Source organism: Olsenella sp. An270 (genome assembly GCF_002159735.1).
Classification (GTDB): Bacteria; Actinomycetota; Coriobacteriia; order Coriobacteriales; family Atopobiaceae; genus Thermophilibacter.
In genome coordinates this window covers 16,449-34,379 of sequence record NZ_NFJF01000006.1, presented here as the reverse complement: position 1 = coordinate 34,379, position 17,931 = coordinate 16,449, and the positions used below count along the sequence as shown (strand labels likewise).

Below are 17,931 nucleotides of genomic sequence, written 5' to 3'. Positions count from 1 at the left end.
GGACTTGACTATGGAACTCTCGGACGTCATCGAGCGCGTGGGCGCGCTCGCCGTGAATACGCTGGACCAGGCCCTCCCCGTCCCGCTCGGTGCGGGGCGCTGGCGGGCGCTCTGGCTGCAGTACGTCCCCCGGGGCGAGAAGGGCGAGCGCTGCGAGGTCTTCGACGCGTGCCTGTTCGACGCCGACGGCGGCTGCGTGCACGCGGAGGTGCGCGAGGAGGTCCTTCTCGCCGACCCGGGCGAGGGCGGCGACGCGCCCGAGGTCGACGAGACGCTCCCGGGCTACCTCGCCTGGCTCGCGGAGGCCGTGGCCGACGGCTCGGCAGGCTTGGACGACGCGCTCGCACGCACGGGGACGAGGCGGCTGCGGCCGCTCTACGAGGTCGCGCTCGCGGCGTGCGAGCGCACGGCGGAGGGGGAGTAGCGATGCCGTACGGGTCAGCACGGGAGGACTTCACCGCCCTGGGCAACAACCTCAAGCTCACGGCCGCCGTAAGCGGCTGCTCCGAGCTCGCCGAGAAGATCGCGCGCGAGGGCTTCTCGCCCGCGACCGCCTCCGCCGCCCTCGCCGCCCTCGACGAGCTCGCGGAGGCGGCGGACCACGACCTCAGGTGCGCGGACGAGCTGCGCGACCGCCGCCTCGCGCGCATCGACGAGCTCGCCAGGCAGAGCCAGCGCGCCATCGACGACGTCCTCACCGCCGCCGAGCGCGACGCCGACGCCGCCCTCAGCCGCGACCGGGCGGAGGTCGAGCAGGAGATCCGTCGCCTCGAGGCGCGGATCGAGACCGAGCGGGACGCGGCCGAGCTCGCGGCAAAGACGGGCGACTCCTCCGCCAGGTCCGCCGCCGAGAGCAACGTCAAGTTCTTCGAGGGCGAGAAGGGCGCGCTCAGCCGCGAGATCTCCGCGTCGGAGTCCCGTCGTCTGCAGCGCAAGAAGGAGGCCGCCGCCGAGCACGACAAGCAGCTCGCCGCCGACAAGGCCGCGGCGGGCAAGGCGAGGGAGGAGTGCCAGCAGCTGTGCGAGGGCCTCAAGTCCCTGATCTCCTCGATGTGCCAGGAGCCCGTCAAGGCGCTCGTCCCCGACGGGTCGTATGCCCTCGCCCTCGAGGCGGAGCGGGGGATGCTGCTCGACATGGGCAACCTGAGCATGCCCGACGTCGAGGGATATAGGCGCCCCCCGCTGTTCCTGCTGGGCTCCGTCTACGTCCCCACGGAGAGGAAGACGGCCTACGGCGGCCACGTCGTGTTCGACCGCGTCCTGGAGTCCTCGGTGTGCCCCACCCCGCACGGATCGCTCGCGGTGCGCATGCCCCTCGTGCGCGACCTCGCGGATGGCATGTGCCTCGTGCTCAAGATGACCAACGAGGTCGAGCTCCGCAAGATCCTGCGCTCGCTCACCCTCAGGCTGCTGCTCTCCTACCCGCCGACGACGCTCAACGTCGCCCTCTTCGACCCGATGCGCAACGGCGAGACCTTCGCAGGCCTCCGGGGCATCGTGGACCTGGCGCACGAGAACGTCCTGCCCGAGGTCGTGGTGAGCGGCGCCGAGCTCGGCCGTCGCCTGCAGAGCCTGCGCCTTCGCATGGCGCAGCACATCGGCAACTACAGCGACCCGCTGGCCGACGGGTTCTTCGCCCACCAGTCCGCCCAGGCCATCGTCATCAACGACTTCCCGTACGGCTTCGACGCTGCGTCTCTCTCAGAGCTCGCCAAGATCGTGCAGAGCGGGCCCAAGCTCGGGACCGTCGTCATTCTCGCCCTGAACCCCAACTTCACCAAGGACTTCGAGGACAACCCCGACTTCAGGAGCATCATGAGTTCGCCCGGGGTCTGGACGCTCTCGGGCAGCGGCAACTGGCTCGAGCGGTCGGGGACGCGCCTCTACGTGAGGATCGGCGAGGTCGACGAGGTCACCCAGGCGGAGGAGCAGGTCCTGGAGACGCTGCGCCGCGGCATCTGCAACTCGACCGGCAGGGTCTACTCCTTCGACGAGATGGCGGGCGAGAAGGACGACGAGAGCTCCTGGCTGCACGGCAGCTCCCTCGAGGGCGTGGAGATCCCCATCGGCCTCACGGGCGGCAACCAGCTCGCGCGCGTCACAGTGGGCCAGGCCGGCGGCGGGGTCCACCACGGCCTCGTGGGAGGCACGACGGGCGCCGGCAAGAGCTCGGTCTTCCACACGATGATCATGAGCATCATGCGCTCGTACCCGGCGAGCGAGGTCCAGCTCGTCCTCATCGACTTCAAGGAGGGCGACGAGTTCGCCCCCTTCGCGCGCTGGGACATCCCCACGATCCGCTCCGTCACCGTGACCACCAAGCCGGAGCTGGCCCTCGCGGCCCTCGAGGACGTCTCGCGGGAGTGGGACTACCGCGCGAGCCTGCGCATGGACGACTACGCCGAGTGGCGCGAGGAGCACCCGGACGAGTTCATGCCCCGCCTTATCGTCATCTTCGACGAGGTCCAGGAGATCCTCTCGGACTTCACCACCCCGCCCGAGATCCGCGACCGCTGCCTCGCGATCCTCGCGCGCCTCTCGCGCCAGGGCCGCAGCCACGGCATCCACCTCTTCCTGGCCTCGCAGTCCTTTGGCAACCTGGGGCCGATCATGGAGCTCGCGGACAACATGCAGTGCCGCATCGCCCTGCGTCCCGGCACGGGCCTCGTCGAGGGCGACGAGGCGCTCATGCACGCCCAGGCGGGCGCGGCCATCCTCAACGAGCACGGGGGCGTCTCCTCCGAGGGGAACCAGCTCGTCCAGGTGGCGCTCGTGGACGGGGACGACGAGGAGCGGACGCTCGAGAGCCTCCAGGGCATCTACGCGACGCCGCGCGTCCGCGCGAGCCTGCCGGAGGAGGCCTCCACGCGCCTGTTCTACTCCTCCCTCACCGACAACCCGCGCCACCCCTACAACCGCCTCCTCGCGGGCGAGGCGCCGCGCCGGCACGAGGACCGGTGCCCGCTCGTGTCCCCGGGGCTGATCCTCTCGGAGCCGGGGATGGAGGACGCGTACGCGTTCACGGGCGAGACGTGCGAGATCCCGCTCGCGCGCAACCTGCTGCTCGTGAGCCCGGACGCCGCGGTGGCGACGCGCACCCTGACCAACCTCGCACTCTCCCTCTCCGTCGACGACCTCGGCCGTCAGGTGAGCGGTCTCTACGCCGAGAACCGCGTGATCCTGGCGACCTTCGAGTCGCGCAGGAGCCGCGCCCGCGCGAAGCGCCGCGAGGAGGGGAGGTCGATCGCCCTCGCCGACCTCGACGCGCTGCCCTGCGTCGAGCGCGTGTCCGGCACGGTGCTCGACGTCATGGAGGCGGAGGGCCCCACGCCCTTCGAGTGCGCCGTGGACGAGCTCCACGAGGCGCTCGTGCGGAGACGGGCGGAGGGCTTCGACGGTCGCGGCTGCTACGTGCTGGTGATCTGCAACCTGGGCGCCGCCTCGAGCGCCCTCTCCGCCGACCTGCAGGCCCTGGGGGGCGCGGCCGCGCCGAGCCTGCTCGAGAAGGTGCAGGACCTCATCATCGACGGCCCCGCCTGCGGCATCCAGGTGGTCGTCTGGGCGACGACCGCCGGTGAGGTGAATGGCGTGCTCGGCCACGGCGGCCGGGCGTGCGGGCTCAAGCAGTTCGCCGCCCGTCTCGCCTACGGCGCGAAGGAGGAGGACCTGCTCGCCCTCACGGGCATCTCCGTGGCCCCGGGGACGCGGGGCGCGCTCGCGCTCTACGACGGGTCGGACGGCAGCCGCCTCTTCGTGGCACCGCTCGAGCTTCCCCAGGCCGGGCCGCAGGAATGGCTCGAGCGCTTTGGCGGCTCCTGCCGGGCCGCCCGTGAGGCGAGGAGCTCCCTGGGGGCGAGCCCATGGTGACGGCGGACCAGATACGGGCGGCGGCATACGACGTGGTGGCCTCGTCCACGGATGACGCGCGCGTCGCCACGGCGGCCCGCGAGCGCGCCCGGGCGACGGGGGCTCCTTCGCTGCCCGGGGTCACCGTGCCCGCAGGGCAGACCACCTCGCGCGCGCTTCATGAGGCGCGCGTCATGGTGGAGTCGTCCGACTTCGACCTCGCGCGCGTGGAGAGCGCCGTGAGGGCGCTCTCCGCCGAGCACGGGTGCGAGAGCGAGGCGCGCGTCCTTCTCGCCGCCGCACGCGTTCGCGAGGGGCGTCGCCTGCGCCGCTCCGGAGACATGGGTGCCGCCGCGCAGCTGGCGATGCTGGCGCTGGACGACGTCTCGGCCGCGCTCGGGGCAGACGCGACCAACCGCGAGGGGCTCGCGCTCCTTGACGAGATAGAGGCCATGACCGGGTACGCCCGGCTGACCGACGAGGTGAGAAGGGCGATGGGATAGATGGCCGGCAGCCCTGACACCAGGCGCCGCCGCGCGCTCGCCTTCATGCGCTCCCTCGCGCATCACGTGCCGCAGGAGCGCGCGCTCGTCGAGCGGGCGCTCGCGCAGGTGGGCGAGGACGCCTCCGTGGCGCGCGCCGCCGAGCTCCTGCGCCCCGGGGCGCTCTGGGCCCAGACGTCGCGCGGGGAGGCCGCGCTCGCGCGCCTGCGCACGGCGTACCACGAGGCCCTTGACTTCTCGCGCCCGGCGGCCCGGGCGTTCGCCGAGCTCGACGGTGCCCTCGCCGAGGTGGACGAGCTGCTCGCCCGCCCGCGCCCGGCGACCGCCGACCCCGGGGGCGCCGCCGACCTCATGACGGGCGAGCGGCGCGGCGCGACCTCCCGGCTCGAGGGGGACTACCTCTCGGCGCTCTGCTACGTGGTCGCCTGCCTCTACGGCACGTCGGCCCTCGCCCCGCTGGCGGGCGTCTCGCTGGGGACGAGCGAGGGGGCCGCCGCGGCGCGCGCGGCGGCGGACGGGATCGCCGGGCACGTGGCCGGGATCCCGGAGCTGGGCTGCTGGACGATCACGCGCTACCTCGAGGGTGGCGTGGTGCTGCCCGTGTCGGAGGGGTTCGCCCTCGACTGGTCCCCCGCGACGCTCGATGCGCTCGACACGGCCAACGACCTGCGACGCGTTTCCCCGTTTCTCTCGGTCGCGCGCTCTCGCGGGATGGGCGTGGTCATCGCGGGGAGGGGCAACGTGGTGGGGACGGCGCCGCTCGACTCGATCTTGCTGCGAAACGCCGGCGTCGTGACGACCCTCGCACCGGCGGCCCTGGTGGGGAGGCCGTTCGACCTGGCCAACCCCGTGGGGTCCCTCGTGGACGCGCTGGGCGGCACCGCGTTCTGCCTGTCCCCGGAGCAGCTCGCCCGCGCGCTCGACCGCAGGGCCCGCACGCACGAGGCGAGGCGATGGTCGTGAGGGTCCGCTACGTGTGCTATCCCGTCACCACGCTCGGCCCCGGCGAGCGGCTCGGCATATGGGTCTCCGGGTGTTCGCGGAGCTGCCCCGGCTGCATGAGCCCCGAGCTGCGCGAGAGCGTCGCCACCGACGAGGTCCCCGTGGACGAGCTCCTGGGCGCCGTCCGATCGAGAAGGGACCGCTACGACGGCGTCACCATCTCCGGCGGGGAGCCCTTCGATCAGGCCTCCGAGCTCGCGGAGCTCGTGCGGGGGCTGCGTGAGCTCACCGACCACGTCCTCGTCTACACGGGCTACCGCCGCGAGGAGCTCGAGGCCGACGCGTCCCGGGCGGCCGCGCTCGAGGGGGTCGACGTCCTCATCGACGGGCCCTACGAGCGGGGGCTCGACGACGGCCGCGGCATCCGCGGCTCGGCCAACCAGCGCGTCTGGAGGCTGAGCGCGAACGCAGGCGACTTCGACTACGAGGGCGCCGAGCGGGCGACCCAGAGCTTCGTCTTCGACGACGTCGTCTTCATGGCAGGTCTGACATGAGCGCACACGACCTTGACGAGCGGCGCAGCGCCGCGACCATCGACCCGACCCGGCTCGAGGGGACGCTCGACCCCACGCGGGACGAGTCGCCCCGGGCCCTCGTCGCGCCCGGGACCTTCGTGGGGGACTGGCGCGTGGGCGAGGCGCTCCCGCCCGGGTCCCAGGCCGAGCTCTACGAGGCGAGCTCGGGTGCGCGCACGGGCGTGCTCAAGCTCTACCATGCCGCCTTCCGCCCGGTGCCGGGCGTCCTTCTCGCCCAGCAGGCGGGGGAGGCGCGCCATCTCGTGCCGCTGTGGGAGAGCGGGACGTGGCAGGGACGGCACTTCGAGGTCTTCCCGCGCCTCGCGGGCACCACGCTGAGGGAGGTCGTCGAGGGCGGGAGGGCCGACGAGCGTTTCGTGCGCGACGTCCTCGTGCCGCAGCTGGCCGACGCCCTCGCCTTCCTCCGCGAGCGCGGCATCGTGCACGCCGACCTCTCGCCCGACAACGTCCTCGTCTCCGACGACCTCGCCGAGGTGCGCCTCGCGGACTTTGGCGTGGCGCTCGGCCTGCCGTCCCCGGGCACGCTCGTGAGGCGCCGCGGCACCGCGGCGTTCTCCCCGAGGACCTTCGTGCAGGACGGCCTGATGGAGATCGGCGAGGGCTACGACTATGGCTCGCTCGGGCTTCTCGTTGCCTACGCGTGCCTGCGCGTCTCCCCGATAGCCCACCTCGACCGCGGCGCCGCCGACCGCGCCCTCGCGGACGGGACGGCGTTCTCGTCGGTGCCTGCCGGCCTGCGCGAGCTCTGCGTCGCGCTCTCGGGCCCCGCGGGCGGCGCCCCGGACGGGCAGGACGTCTGCGGGCGCTTCGTGACGGGCGGCGACGCCCCGCGCGGCCCGGTCGAGACCTTCGTGCCGGAGGGCAGGGCGCTGCCCCGCACCGTCGAGCTCATCGACGGTGACGGAGGGGTGGCCGTCGCGACGACCGCGCGCGAGCTGCTCGACGGCATGGAGCGAAACTGGGGGGCCGCCCGCCGCCTCATGGGGACGCGTCGGCTCGAGCGCTTCCTCGAGGGCCTCCCGGGCGGGGACGAGCTCGTGCGTGTCATGAGGTCGCAGGAGCGCGCCGGCGCGGACGCCCAGGTCCTCTGCCTCTGTGCGGGACTGAGGTGCCAGCTCGACGGGCCGGGGCTCGGGCCGGTCGTGTGGCGCGGCGCGCGCTACGATGACGTCATCGCCCTCATGCGCGCGGCCGCGGAGGACCCCTCCTCGGAGGCGGCGGCGTTCTTCTCGGGCGACCTCCTCGCTGCCTACTGCCGCGAGGCGCACCTCGCCGACCCCGTGGTGGGGGCCGCGAAGCACATCGTGCGTGTCCCGGGGGGACCGGGCGCCGTGGCGTCCGCCGCGCTCGACGCCTTCACGGGCGAGCGGCGCGACCTCGTGGTCGACGGACGCGTCGTCGGGGGAGTGGAGGAGCTCGCGCGCTGGGTCGCAACGGCGGACATGGAGCGGATATCGGGGCTCGTCGAGGGGGATGAGCTGCGCGGATGGCTCTTCTCGCACGGTCTCGGCGACGTCTACAGGGAGGTCGATTCCATAAGATGAGCAGCCACACCGTCATGCACGTGGAGCCGCCCGACATCTATCACCGCCTGGGGCTCTCGGGGATGGAGCTGGCGAGAAGCGCGATGGAGATTCGCGCGGCCCTCGAGCGCGAGGGACGCTATGCCGAGCTCTCCCGCTACGAGCGAGAGTACGTGAGCGCGATCCAGGAGGGGATCGACCAGGTCGACGCCCTGCGCAGGCAGGTCCTCGCCCAGGCGGCGCACGTCGTCGACACGGCGCCCTCGCGCGCGGCCGTGGTCGACGACGAGGGAGTGGGCGAGCTCGAGCTGGGCGGGACCACGGGTGACGGCGACGCCGCCCGACGCGCGGCGCTTGACGCCAACCTGCGCGCCGAGGGCACCCCCGGGGCCGTGGGCGCGACGGACCTCTCCGGGCTCCTCGTGAGACAGAGGACGTCCGGCGACGGGGGCGCGGGCCCCTACCTCCGCCGCGCCCGCGAGCGCCTCGACGCGCTCGTGCCCGTCACGCAGGGCGAGCGCGACCGCGTCGCCGAGACGAGGAGGGCCGTGGACGAGCTCGCCGCCTCCGCGCTCGACGCCGACGGCGTGCGCGCGATCATGGAGGGGCGCCTCGCCGCGCTCGAGCGCGACCTGTCCGAGGGCGGACAGGACCGTGCGGGCGAGCTCGCCACCTACCTCGCGCTCTGCAACGTCATGGGGGAGCGACCCGACCCCGTGAGCTACGCCCGCATGCTCGAGGAGATCGAGCGGCTGACGAGGGCGCTCGTGGAGCGCAAGGAGCGCGAGGTGGTCGCGCGCAAGGTGTCCGCCGCCCTCGAGCGCTCCGGGCTCAGGGACCGGGGCGTGGTCGTGCTGGGCGGATCGCGCCGGCGACTGCTCGTCGACGACCGGGAGCGGGAGTGCGCGCTCGCCCTCTCAGAGGACGGCGCCGGCAGCTTCATGCTCTCCACCGTGGCGAGCTCGGACCCCGGGACCGCCGGGAAGGAGCGGCGCGCCCGCATGGAGGCCTCGGCGCGACGGCTCTGCTCGACCAAGCAGAGGCGCCTGCTCGAGGAGCTCGAGGCGGAGGGGCTCGTCGCCTCCGTGCGCGAGGACACCGAGGTGGACCTCGGCGACATCGTCTTCTGCAGGGAGTTCGCCGAGCTGGCCGGGGAGCGTCGAGAGGCGCGCCCGGAGGCGACGAGGCGCGCGGGCGGGATGCTCGCCGAGGAGGGGTGACGGGTGATGAGCGAGTTCGAGAGGGTGTGCAACGTCTGCGGCCATGCGCACGTGGGCTCTCGCGCCGAGCTGGCGAGACTCACCGTCTGCGAGGGCTGCGGATCCCAGCTGCCGCAGGGCATGCGGGTGCATGCCGCGGCGGCCCCCGTCGCGACGGAGGAGGGGGCCGGGGAGCCCCAGGTGCTCGTGTGCCCGCACTGCGGACATCGCCACGAGGGGACGGCCGAGCGGCTGAGCTCACTCTGGTACTGCGAGGAGTGCGCCGAGCCGCTCGAGGGCGCCTCGCCCGAGGCCGTGGCCCGGCCGGCGGGCTCCGAGGCCCCGGCGCCCGAGTCCCCCGCCACGCTCTGCCTGCGCCTCGTCGGCGCCGACGTGTGCGAGGAGCTGCCGAGGACGGCGGGCGAGGGCGTGTTCGGCCGTCTCACCGCCGCGAGCCCAACGCTCGCCAGCGCAAGGACGCTGAGTCGCCGGCAGTTCGCGTATCGTTATCTGGACGACGGGTCGCTCGAGATCAGGAACCTCAGCCAGTTTGGCACGAGGGTCGCGGGCGAGCTGCTCTCGGGGGAGGGCGAGGTCGCGACGGCGCGGCCCCCGGTGACCGTGGAGATGGCGGGGCTGGTCTTCAGCCTGGAGAGGATGTGAGCGGATGTCCCACCAGCAGCCGAGGTGGCGTCAGGACATCGAGACCTTCGAGGGCGTGCGGTCCACGTTCCTGCTGACGGGCAACGTGCACGACCTGCAGCTCGAGTTCGACGACGACGCGTGCTTCTCCGACAGCCTCGACGGGTGCCTGTACTCGATGCTCACCTCGATGGGTTTCTCGCAGGTGATCTTCTACGATCGTGTGCGCGGCTTCCACAACAGCGTCGACCCCGCGATGGTCGACAGCTTCTCGCGCTGGCTCGCCGACGAGCGTGCCTGCGCCGCCGATGCGCTGTCCGCGGACGGCGCCTGCACGTTCCCCGCCGCCATGGAGATTATCTCCACGACGATGGGGTCCGTCTCGCGTTGCTCCGCCGTCGTCTTCGACCTGGTCACGTCCTCGCTCTCCGCGCCCGACCGTCTCATGGAGGAGGAGCGCGAGGCGATGGCGCGCCTGCTCGTCGCAACCAAGGGCGTGCAGCGCCACGCCGACCCGCAGACGGGCAAGAGCCTCGCCAACCTCCTGCTGCTCGTCGCCGACAAGCCGAACGACGTCCCGAGCTGGTTCTACGTGGGCAACCCCTACGTCAAGGTCGTCACGCTCACCACGCCGTCGCGCGAGGAGCGCCTGGCCTACATCCAGGCGCACCCGGGACCCGTGCTCGCCGACGCCGCGGAGCTCGGGGAGCGCGGGCGCGCGCGTGCCGAGGGCTCGCTCGCGAACATGACCGAGGGGTTCAGCTGCCTCGAGCTCGACGGCTTCCTCGCCGGGTGCGCGCGGGAGGGCGGCGTCGCCTCCACCGGCATGCGCGCGGCCGTCGACAGGTATCGCTACGGCACCTCGCTCGACTACTGGTCGCACATCGGCCCCGCCGAGATCGAGGACGCCGAGCGCCTGATCCGCGAGCGCATCAAGGGGCAGGACCACGCCGTCTCGAAGGCGATCGACATCCTCTACCGCGCGAGCTCCGGGCTCACGCTCTCCGAGCCCTCGGCGGGGTCCGCCAAGCCGAGGGGCGTGCTCTTCCTCGCCGGCCCCACGGGCACCGGCAAGACCGAGCTCGCCAAGGCGCTCACCGAGGCGATCTTCTCAGACGAGTCCCTCATGATCCGCTTTGACATGTCCGAGTTCTCGGAGGCCCACTCCGACCAGCGACTCTTCGGCGCCCCTCCGGGATACGTGGGCTACGACGAGGGCGGCGAGCTGACGGGCGCGGTGCGGCAGCGGCCCCACTGCCTGCTCCTCTTCGATGAGATCGAGAAGGCGCACCGCACGATCCTCGACAAGTTCCTGCAGATCCTCGACGACGGGCGCCTCACCGACTCCCACGGCGAGACCGTCTACTTTGGCGAGACGGTCATCGTGTTCACGTCGAACCTCGGCATGTCCGAGACCGATCCGATGACGGGCCTGCGCGTGAACGAGATCGCGCCCGACAGCTTCTCCTCCCGCGAGGAGTTCCGCCGGGAGGTCGAGCGGAGGATCAAGCGGGCGCTCAGGCCCGAGTTCCTGAACCGCGTGGGCGAGAACTTCGTGGTCTTCGACTTCATCAGCGACGAGGTCGCGCATGAGATCATGATGTCCAAGCTGCGTTCGTTCGCGCGCCGCCTGCGCTCCACGCGCGGGATCGAGCTCTGCGTGGCCGAGGCGTTCCTGCTCGAGCTCGCGAGGCACGTGTGCTCGGACCCCGAGCGCGGCGGTCGCGGCATCGTCAACCTGCTGCAGAGCTCGGTGGTGGACCCGCTGGGCAGGATGCTGGTGAACAAGGGCGCGGGCGAGGGATCCTGCGTCGTCATAGACGGTTTTGCGGGCTCCTCCGACGCCGAGGGGGCCGCTCGCATCGAGTTGGAGACGCGCGTGCTGACGGAGGTTCCCGTGGGCGCCGTGCGTCTCGCGGAATAGGGGGAGAGCATGCTGCCGGAGGACAAGAAGCTGTGCGACAACGTGGAGAAGAAGGCGCAGAGGCTCGTCGAGAGGCGCTCGGACGCCATGAGCTCCGCGCAGAGCAAGCGTAATCGCGACGAGACGGCCCGTGCCAGCACCAGCGGCAGGACGGTCTCCCGCAGCGAGGCGGGGTGCGGCTGCATCATCATCCCGATCGCGGCGATTCTGCTCGGGGGCGTGCTCGACCTGGGGAGCTGCTTCATGAACGGTTGCAGCGGCAAGGGCGTCGGCTTCTACTCCAGCACCAATCTCTCGCAGGGGCTGCTCCCTATCGGCATCATCATCGCCGTGGTCCTGCTCGTCTACACGTTCAGCGCCAACTCGAAGGCCGACAGGCTGAAGACGGAGGTCGGCCACGACGACGAGGGCATCGAGGTCGCCCGCCAGCGCCTCGAGAATGCGCGCGAGCTGCAGAGCCGCGTGAAGACGCTCACCGGTCGCCTGCGCTCCGCGGCGACCGACGACGAGCGCGCCGCCGCCGTCTCCCAGCTCGAGCGCGTCGAGCGCGAGCTCGACCACGAGCTCGCGTAGGCCGGTCCCGCGAGAGGGGGATGAGGCGTGGCAGAATCTGACGGCGAGCTCGCCGCGCGCGTCGAGGCGAAGGCAACGAAGCTGGTCGAGCAACGTGACGCGGAGGTTGACGCAGCGCGCGGCAGGTGCAAAAACGACGAGGCGGAGTATACGAGGGCGAAGGACTGGCCGTTCGACGATGCGTTCCACGTCATTTCTGCAGCTTTCTTTTATATGATCACTGCGCTGGCGGCTGGGTTTGCTCTTGACCTCGTTGGCTGCATGGCGATCGCGCTCGCGACGGGCGACATGAACAACGAGGGCAGCCTCACCATGACAACGCTCCTCCCTCTCATCGTCTTTGTTGTGATGGTGCTGGTCTTCATCAAGACGATCTCGGAGAAGGGGAAGGTCAAGCAGCTCAAAAAGACGGTCTCGAACGACGAGGAGGGCATCCAGCTCGCTCAGCGGCGCCTCGCGAGCGCGAGGGAGCTCCAGGACCGTGTGAACACGCTGGCCGGCCGCATGCGCACCTCGGTAGACGACGCCGACCGCGAGGCGACGGCATCGCAGCTCGAGCGCCTCGAGCGCGAGCTCGACAGCGAGCTCGCGTCACGGAGCCAGCCTTAGGGTTTCGTCACCTTTCGCGAAGAGCGTCCGCACGCGCCTCCCTCCCGGTATGATGGTCGCACCGACCGGGAGGGGTTCTCATGCCGAGACGACGAGGAGGACGACGCCGGCCCATGCGACGGGCGCTGCTCGGCCTGCTCGTCGCCGTCGTGCTGGCAGACACCGCCACGCTCGCCGGTGCCGCCGTGCTGCACGCGCGGAGGCTCGAGCGGGCCGGGGGGACAAACGCCGTGACGGCGCCCGACGTGGTCGCCGAGCGCCGCGAGGGCCCCTTCTCGGCGACGATCGACTACGCCGCGCTCTTCTCGGCCGACGGCCATCAGGTCTCCTCCGAGGTGCGATGGGACGACGACTGGTTCTTCGCCGACTCGACCGAATACAACCACGACCTCGCGCACACGTGTGCGGTGCTCTCCGCCGTCGCCAACGCCGAGAGCGCGTACTACCAGCAGGGTTCCTCCGCGCCCGCCTATGCCGAGCGCGCCTTCGCCGAGCTCGGCTTCGAGGAGGTCTCCACGACGTCCTACCGGTACCGCAGCGAGGTCCTGGACGAGGTCCTCGGCGTCGTGGACGGGACGGACGTGGTCGCCTACACGCTCGCCACGCGGCATGTGCGAAGTTCCGCGACGGGTGAGGAGCGCCTGCTCACCGTCGTGGTCGTGCGCGGGTCGTATGGCTCCGAGTGGCTCTCCAACGCCCGGATAGAGAGCGCCGAGGACGAGGCCGGCGATGGGGACCACCTCGGCTTCACGCTTGCCGCCGAGGAGATCGTGGCAGACCTCGAGGAGCGCGCCGCACAGGAGGACCCAGGCGTGGAGCGCAGCTACCTCTTCTGTGGGCACAGCCGCGGTGCCGCCGTGGCGAACCTGCTCGCGAGCTACGTGGACGACGTGCCGGTCCTCGCCGGCGCCGAGGACGTGCGCGCCTATGGCTTCGCGACGCCCAACTGCACCTCGTCCGCGGACGCCCGCTCGGCGCGCTACGACAACATCTTCAACGTGCTCAATCCGTCCGATGTGGTGACGATGCTGCCGCCGACCGCCTGGGGCTACCAGCGCTACGGCCGGGACGTGACGCTCCCGCAGACCGGGACCGACGCGCTGACCGACGCGATGCGCGCGTCCTACGAGGCGTCCATGGGAGTCGAGTGCGCCGTGACGGCGGCCGACCGCGCCACGGCGACGAGCCTTGTCGCCAACGTGACCACCTGGGTCTCGAGCGTCGACGAGCTCGTCTCTCCCTTCGGCATCGCCGTGCTCGCCCAGGCCTGCCTTGGCGTCGACCTGGGACAGCTGCTTGCGAGCCACTATCCCAACACCTACATCGCCTGGCTTGACGTCACGACGCCCGCAGACCTCACGTTTGCGTAGCGCCCGTGCATAAAAAGTTCGTTCGTGCAGCATTACAGCGAATTTGAAATCAAAACCGGCGCTCGTGTAGCGTACTTTTGCCCCATTTGGAGAAATCAGTTCCATAGATGATATTACGAGCTGGGCAAACGCAAAAGGGGTCATGTCGCCGTGCCCGATTTGCGCGAAAACTACGCTACACGAGCGACAGTTTTGATTTCCAGACGGAGTTAATGCTGCACGAGAGAGGGTTTTATGCGGGCGGTGGCGCCCGCAGCAGAATGTGAGCCGCGCGAGAGGGTGCCTGTGCTACCATGTCCGGCAGGCGATGACGGAGAGGTCTGGGCGTCGCGTTGCCAGCGGACAGAGATGGGGGTCACCGGCTGAGAGCCCCCTCCAAGGCAGATGCCCCGAGTTCACTCCACCAGCCGCGACCTGAACGGAAGCGAGGACGCCTCGTCCCAGTAGGGAAGCCGTCGGCCCCACGGAACGGGGTGGAAGAGCGGGTGCGCGGGAGAGACAACCCGTCGCGCCAACCGAGGTGGTACCGCGGATCATTTCCGTCCTTGGGCAGCAGAGACACTGCCGAGGGCGGTTTTTTAGTAGAGAAGGGATTGCACGATGTCGATGTCCGACGACCTCAAGGCGATTGAGGCCCAGTTCCAGGAGGGCCTGGCCGCCGCCGAGACCATGGAGGCCCTCGAGGCCCTACGAGTGAGCTACCTGGGCAAGAAGGGCCAGCTCACGGCCATCATGCGCTCGATGGGCCAGGTGCCGCCCGAGGAGCGCCCGGCCATGGGCCAGCTCGCAAACACCGTCCGCGCCACCGTGGACGCCGCGCTCAAGGCGCGCAAGGAGGAGCTCTCCGCGGCGCTCCTGGAGCAGAAGATGGCCGCCGACGCCGTCGACGTGACGCTGCCGGGCCGCCGCCTCTCCCAGGGTACCCAGCACCTCATCAACCAGATCCGCGAGGAGATCGAGGACATCTTCTGCGGTCTGGGCTACACCGTCGAGGACGGCCCCTACGTCGAGAGCACCTGGTACAACTTCACCGCGCTCAACGCGCCGGAGGACCACCCCAGCCGCTCCGCCAAGGACACCTTCTACGTGGTGGACAACGCGCCGGGCACGATGCTCCACGCCGAGGAGACCAACGTCCAGGGCGAGTCCGACATCCTGCTGCGCACCCAGACCTCCGGCGTCCAGGTGCACGTCATGGAGAACAAGAAGCCGCCCATCTACATGATCTGCCCGGGCACGGTCTTCCGCCCCGACACCGCCGACGCCAACCACCTGCCTCAGTTCACGCAGGTCGAGGGCCTCGTCGTTGACGAGGGCATCACCTTCGGCGACCTCAAGGGCACGCTCGACTACTTCACGCGCGAGATCTTTGGCAAGGACCGCGCTACGCGCTACCGCCCGCACTTCTTCCCGTTCACCGAGCCCAGCTGCGAGGTCGACGTCTCCTGCGGCGTCTGCGGCGGCAAGGGCTGCCGCTTCTGCAAGAACACCGGTTGGCTCGAGATCCTGGGCGCCGGCATGGTCGACCCCAACGTCTTCGAGTTCTGCGGCATCGACCCCGAGAAGTACACCGGCTTCGCCTTTGGCATCGGCGTCGAGCGCGTGGCGGCCCTTCGCTACGACCTGCCCGACCTGCGCATGCTCATGACCGGCGACATGCGCTTCCTGAGGCAGTTCTAGGGTCCGCCCCAACCGTCTGATTTGATCGCGCGAGAAGGAGAAGAACATGCGCGTCTCATATGAGTGGCTCAAGAGCATGGTCGACGTGCCGGCGGACCCCGCCGAGCTCGTGGCCGAGTTCACCCGCACCGGCACCGAGGTCGAGGCCGTGGAGAAGGTCGGCGCCAACCTCGAGCACGTGGTCACGGCCCAGGTCGTGAGCAAGAAGCCCCACCCCGACTCCGATCACATGTGGCTCTGCCAGGTCTCCGTGGGCGACAAGAACGTTGATGCCGACGGCAACCCCGTGCCCCTGCAGATCGTCTGCGGCGCCCAGAACTTCAACGAGGGCGACCACATCGTGACCGCCATGATCGGCGCGGTGCTGCCCGGCGACTTCAAGATCAAGAAGAGCAAGCTGCGCGGCGTGGAGTCCTGCGGCATGAACTGCTCGGCCCGCGAGCTGGGCCTGGGCTCCGACCACGAGGGCATCATGATCCTGCCCGAGGACGCGCCGGTGGGCATGGACTTCACCGACTACCTCGGCATGTCCGACACCGTGATCGACTGCGAGATCACGCCCAACCGTCCCGACTGCCTCTCCATGACCGGCATGGCGGTCGAGGTCGCGGCCATCCTCGACGAGGATACCCACATCGAGCTGCCTGCCGTGAAGACCGAGCAGGGCCCGAACGCCGCCGACCTCGTCGACGTGACGATCGACGACCCCGAGCTCTGCCCGCGCTACACCGCGCGCGTGGTTCGCAACGTGAAGATCGGTCCCTCGCCCGAGTGGCTCGCCCAGCGTGTGGCCGCCGCCGGCGGGCGCTCGATCAACAACGTCGTGGATGTGACTAACTACGTGATGTACCTCACGGGCCAGCCGCTCCACGCCTTCGACCTGGGCAAGCTTACCGAGCGCGACGGCAAGCGCCACATCGTGGTGCGCGCCGCGACGGACGGCGAGAAGCTCGTGACGCTCGACGGCCAGGAGCGCGAGCTCACGCACGACATGTGCCTCATCACCGACGACGGCGCGACGCCGATCGCGCTTGCCGGCGTCATGGGCGGCCTCGACTCCGAGATCACGGAGGAGACCGTGGACGTGCTGCTGGAGAGCGCGAACTTCTCGTCCGGCCACACGTCCCGCACCTCGCGTAACCTCGACCTCATGAGCGAGGCCTCCATCCGCTACGAGCGCAAGGTCGACGGCTCCAACTGCGCCAACGTGGCCCAGATTGCGGCCGCGCTCTTCGAGGAGTGCTGCGGCGCTGAGGTCTGCCCGGGCATCGTGGACGTCTACCCCGGCGAGGCCGACGACTCGCCGGTCCAGATCGCGCTGCGCCCGAGCCGCGCCCGTCTCATCGGCGGTGCGGACATCCCCGAGGAGTTCATGGTCGGCCGCCTGCGCCGCCTGGGCTGCGCGGTGGAGAAGGTCGGCGACGACGCCCTGGCCGTGACCGCCCCCACTAACCGTCCCGACCTCACCCGCGAGGTCGACCTCATCGAGGAGGTCGTGCGCCTCTGGGGCGAGGGCGACATCGAGGCCACCCTGCCCGCCGCGCGCAATCACGCCGGCGGCCTCACCGTGGAGCAGCGCCGCGTCCGCAAGATCGGCGCCGTGCTGCGTGCCTGCGGCCTCTCCGAGACCTCCACGTATAACTTCGCCGCGCCGGACGACCTGGCTCGCCTGGGCATCCCCGACGTTGGCCGCGGCGTGCCCGTGAAGATCATCCGCCCGCTCGTGGCCGAGCAGTCCGAGATGCGCCGCTCCATGCTGCCGGGGCTGCTGCGCTCCGTGGCGTACAACCTCGACCACGGCGTCGCCAACGTGGCGCTCTACGAGATCGGCCGCGTCTTCTTTGGCCACGAGAACCGGAGCCTCCCCGACGAGCCGAGCTACGTCTGCGGCGTCCTGTGCGGCAAGCGCGCCGACGACGCCTGGAACCAGCGCTTCGACGAGTACGACTTCTTCGACGCCAAGGGCGTGGTGGAGGAGCTGCTGGACGCCCTGCGCGTGACCAAGGTCCGCTTCAAGGCGGCCGACCCCGAGCAGTACCCGTGGCTCCAGCCGGGCCGTGCCGCCGAGGTCCTGGCCCGCGGCGAGGTCATCGGCTGGGTGGGCAACGTCCACCCGCGCGGCCTGCGCACGACGGGCGTCGACGCGCCCGTGGTGGCCTTCGAGCTCTCCCAGGCGGCGCTTCTGCGCATGGCCGCCGACCAGCTGCCCTACGAGGACGTGCCCACGCTGCCCGGCGTGGACGTGGACCTGGCCATTGTCGTTGACGAGTCCGTTACCTGCGAGACCCTCATGCAGCGCATCACCTCCGCAGGCGGCAAGCTGCTCGCGGGCGCGCGCCTCTTCGACGTCTACCGCGACGACGAGCGCGTGGGCGCGGGCAAGAAGTCCATGGCCTTCTCGCTCACCTACCGCGCGGCGGACCGCACCCTCACCTCCGATGAGGTCGAGAAGGCCCACGCCAAGCTCGTCGCCAAGGTCTGCAAGGCCACCGGCGGCGAGGTCCGCAGCTAGCGGGACCTCGCG

14 protein-coding genes are annotated in these 17,931 nt (G+C 70.8%); all 14 read left to right on the top strand.

Features of this window, described 5'->3' with window-relative positions; genetic code table 11:
• Window positions 1–10 precede the first annotated feature (10 nt).
• The 14 genes from B5F73_RS07325 (at window position 11) to pheT (ending at window position 17,919) form a co-directional block, all read left to right on the top strand.
• Entirely contained in the window at window positions 11–424 is a 414-nt protein-coding gene (locus B5F73_RS07325; RefSeq protein ID WP_087227599.1) for a hypothetical protein, read from the top strand.
• 2 nt (window positions 425–426) lie between these two features.
• Window positions 427–3,867 carry an FtsK/SpoIIIE domain-containing protein gene (locus tag B5F73_RS07320; protein ID WP_087227598.1) on the top strand — a complete coding sequence of 1,147 codons (3,441 nt, stop codon included), beginning with the start codon at window positions 427–429 and terminating at the stop codon, window positions 3,865–3,867.
• A complete protein-coding gene (locus tag B5F73_RS07315) occupies window positions 3,861–4,349 on the top strand; it encodes a hypothetical protein (protein WP_087227597.1) in 489 nt (162 codons plus the stop codon). Before B5F73_RS07320 ends, B5F73_RS07315 begins: the two co-directional genes overlap by 7 nt.
• Window positions 4,350–5,312: a hypothetical protein gene (locus tag B5F73_RS07310; protein WP_087227596.1), complete on the top strand. Its 963-nt coding sequence runs from the start codon at window positions 4,350–4,352 to the stop codon at window positions 5,310–5,312.
• Window positions 5,303–5,845, top strand: a complete 543-nt coding sequence (locus tag B5F73_RS07305; protein ID WP_087227595.1) for a 4Fe-4S single cluster domain-containing protein — start codon at window positions 5,303–5,305, stop codon at window positions 5,843–5,845. The genes B5F73_RS07310 and B5F73_RS07305 overlap by 10 nt, the downstream gene beginning before the upstream one ends.
• Window positions 5,842–7,431 (top strand): protein kinase, encoded by a 1,590-nt coding sequence (locus tag B5F73_RS07300; protein WP_087227594.1) that lies wholly within the window; start codon window positions 5,842–5,844, stop codon window positions 7,429–7,431. The genes B5F73_RS07305 and B5F73_RS07300 overlap by 4 nt, the downstream gene beginning before the upstream one ends.
• Window positions 7,428–8,630, top strand: a complete 1,203-nt coding sequence (locus B5F73_RS07295) for a hypothetical protein (protein ID WP_087227593.1) — start codon at window positions 7,428–7,430, stop codon at window positions 8,628–8,630. Before B5F73_RS07300 ends, B5F73_RS07295 begins: the two co-directional genes overlap by 4 nt.
• Window positions 8,631–8,636: 6 nt before the next feature.
• A complete protein-coding gene (locus B5F73_RS07290; RefSeq protein WP_143803167.1) occupies window positions 8,637–9,272 on the top strand; it encodes a hypothetical protein in 636 nt (211 codons plus the stop codon).
• Between the two features lie 4 nt (window positions 9,273–9,276).
• Entirely contained in the window at window positions 9,277–11,175 is a 1,899-nt protein-coding gene (locus tag B5F73_RS07285) for an AAA family ATPase (protein ID WP_087227591.1), read from the top strand.
• Window positions 11,176–11,184: 9 nt separating this feature from the next.
• Window positions 11,185–11,748 carry a hypothetical protein gene (locus B5F73_RS07280; protein WP_087227590.1) on the top strand — a complete coding sequence of 188 codons (564 nt, stop codon included), beginning with the start codon at window positions 11,185–11,187 and terminating at the stop codon, window positions 11,746–11,748.
• Between the two features lie 27 nt (window positions 11,749–11,775).
• Complete coding sequence (locus B5F73_RS07275) at window positions 11,776–12,357, top strand: hypothetical protein (RefSeq protein WP_087227589.1); 582 nt, start codon at window positions 11,776–11,778, stop codon at window positions 12,355–12,357.
• A 113-nt stretch (window positions 12,358–12,470) separates the two neighbouring features.
• On the top strand, window positions 12,471–13,727 hold the full coding sequence (locus tag B5F73_RS07270) for a hypothetical protein (protein WP_087227588.1): 1,257 nt from the start codon (window positions 12,471–12,473) through the stop codon (window positions 13,725–13,727).
• 600 nt (window positions 13,728–14,327) lie between these two features.
• The gene (gene pheS, locus B5F73_RS07265) at window positions 14,328–15,407 is read left to right on the top strand and encodes a phenylalanine--tRNA ligase subunit alpha (protein WP_087227587.1); all 1,080 of its coding nucleotides are present in this window, start codon (window positions 14,328–14,330) and stop codon (window positions 15,405–15,407) included.
• A 46-nt stretch (window positions 15,408–15,453) separates the two neighbouring features.
• The gene (pheT, locus tag B5F73_RS07260) at window positions 15,454–17,919 is read left to right on the top strand and encodes a phenylalanine--tRNA ligase subunit beta (RefSeq protein ID WP_087227586.1); all 2,466 of its coding nucleotides are present in this window, start codon (window positions 15,454–15,456) and stop codon (window positions 17,917–17,919) included.
• Window positions 17,920–17,931: the final 12 nt, after the last annotated feature.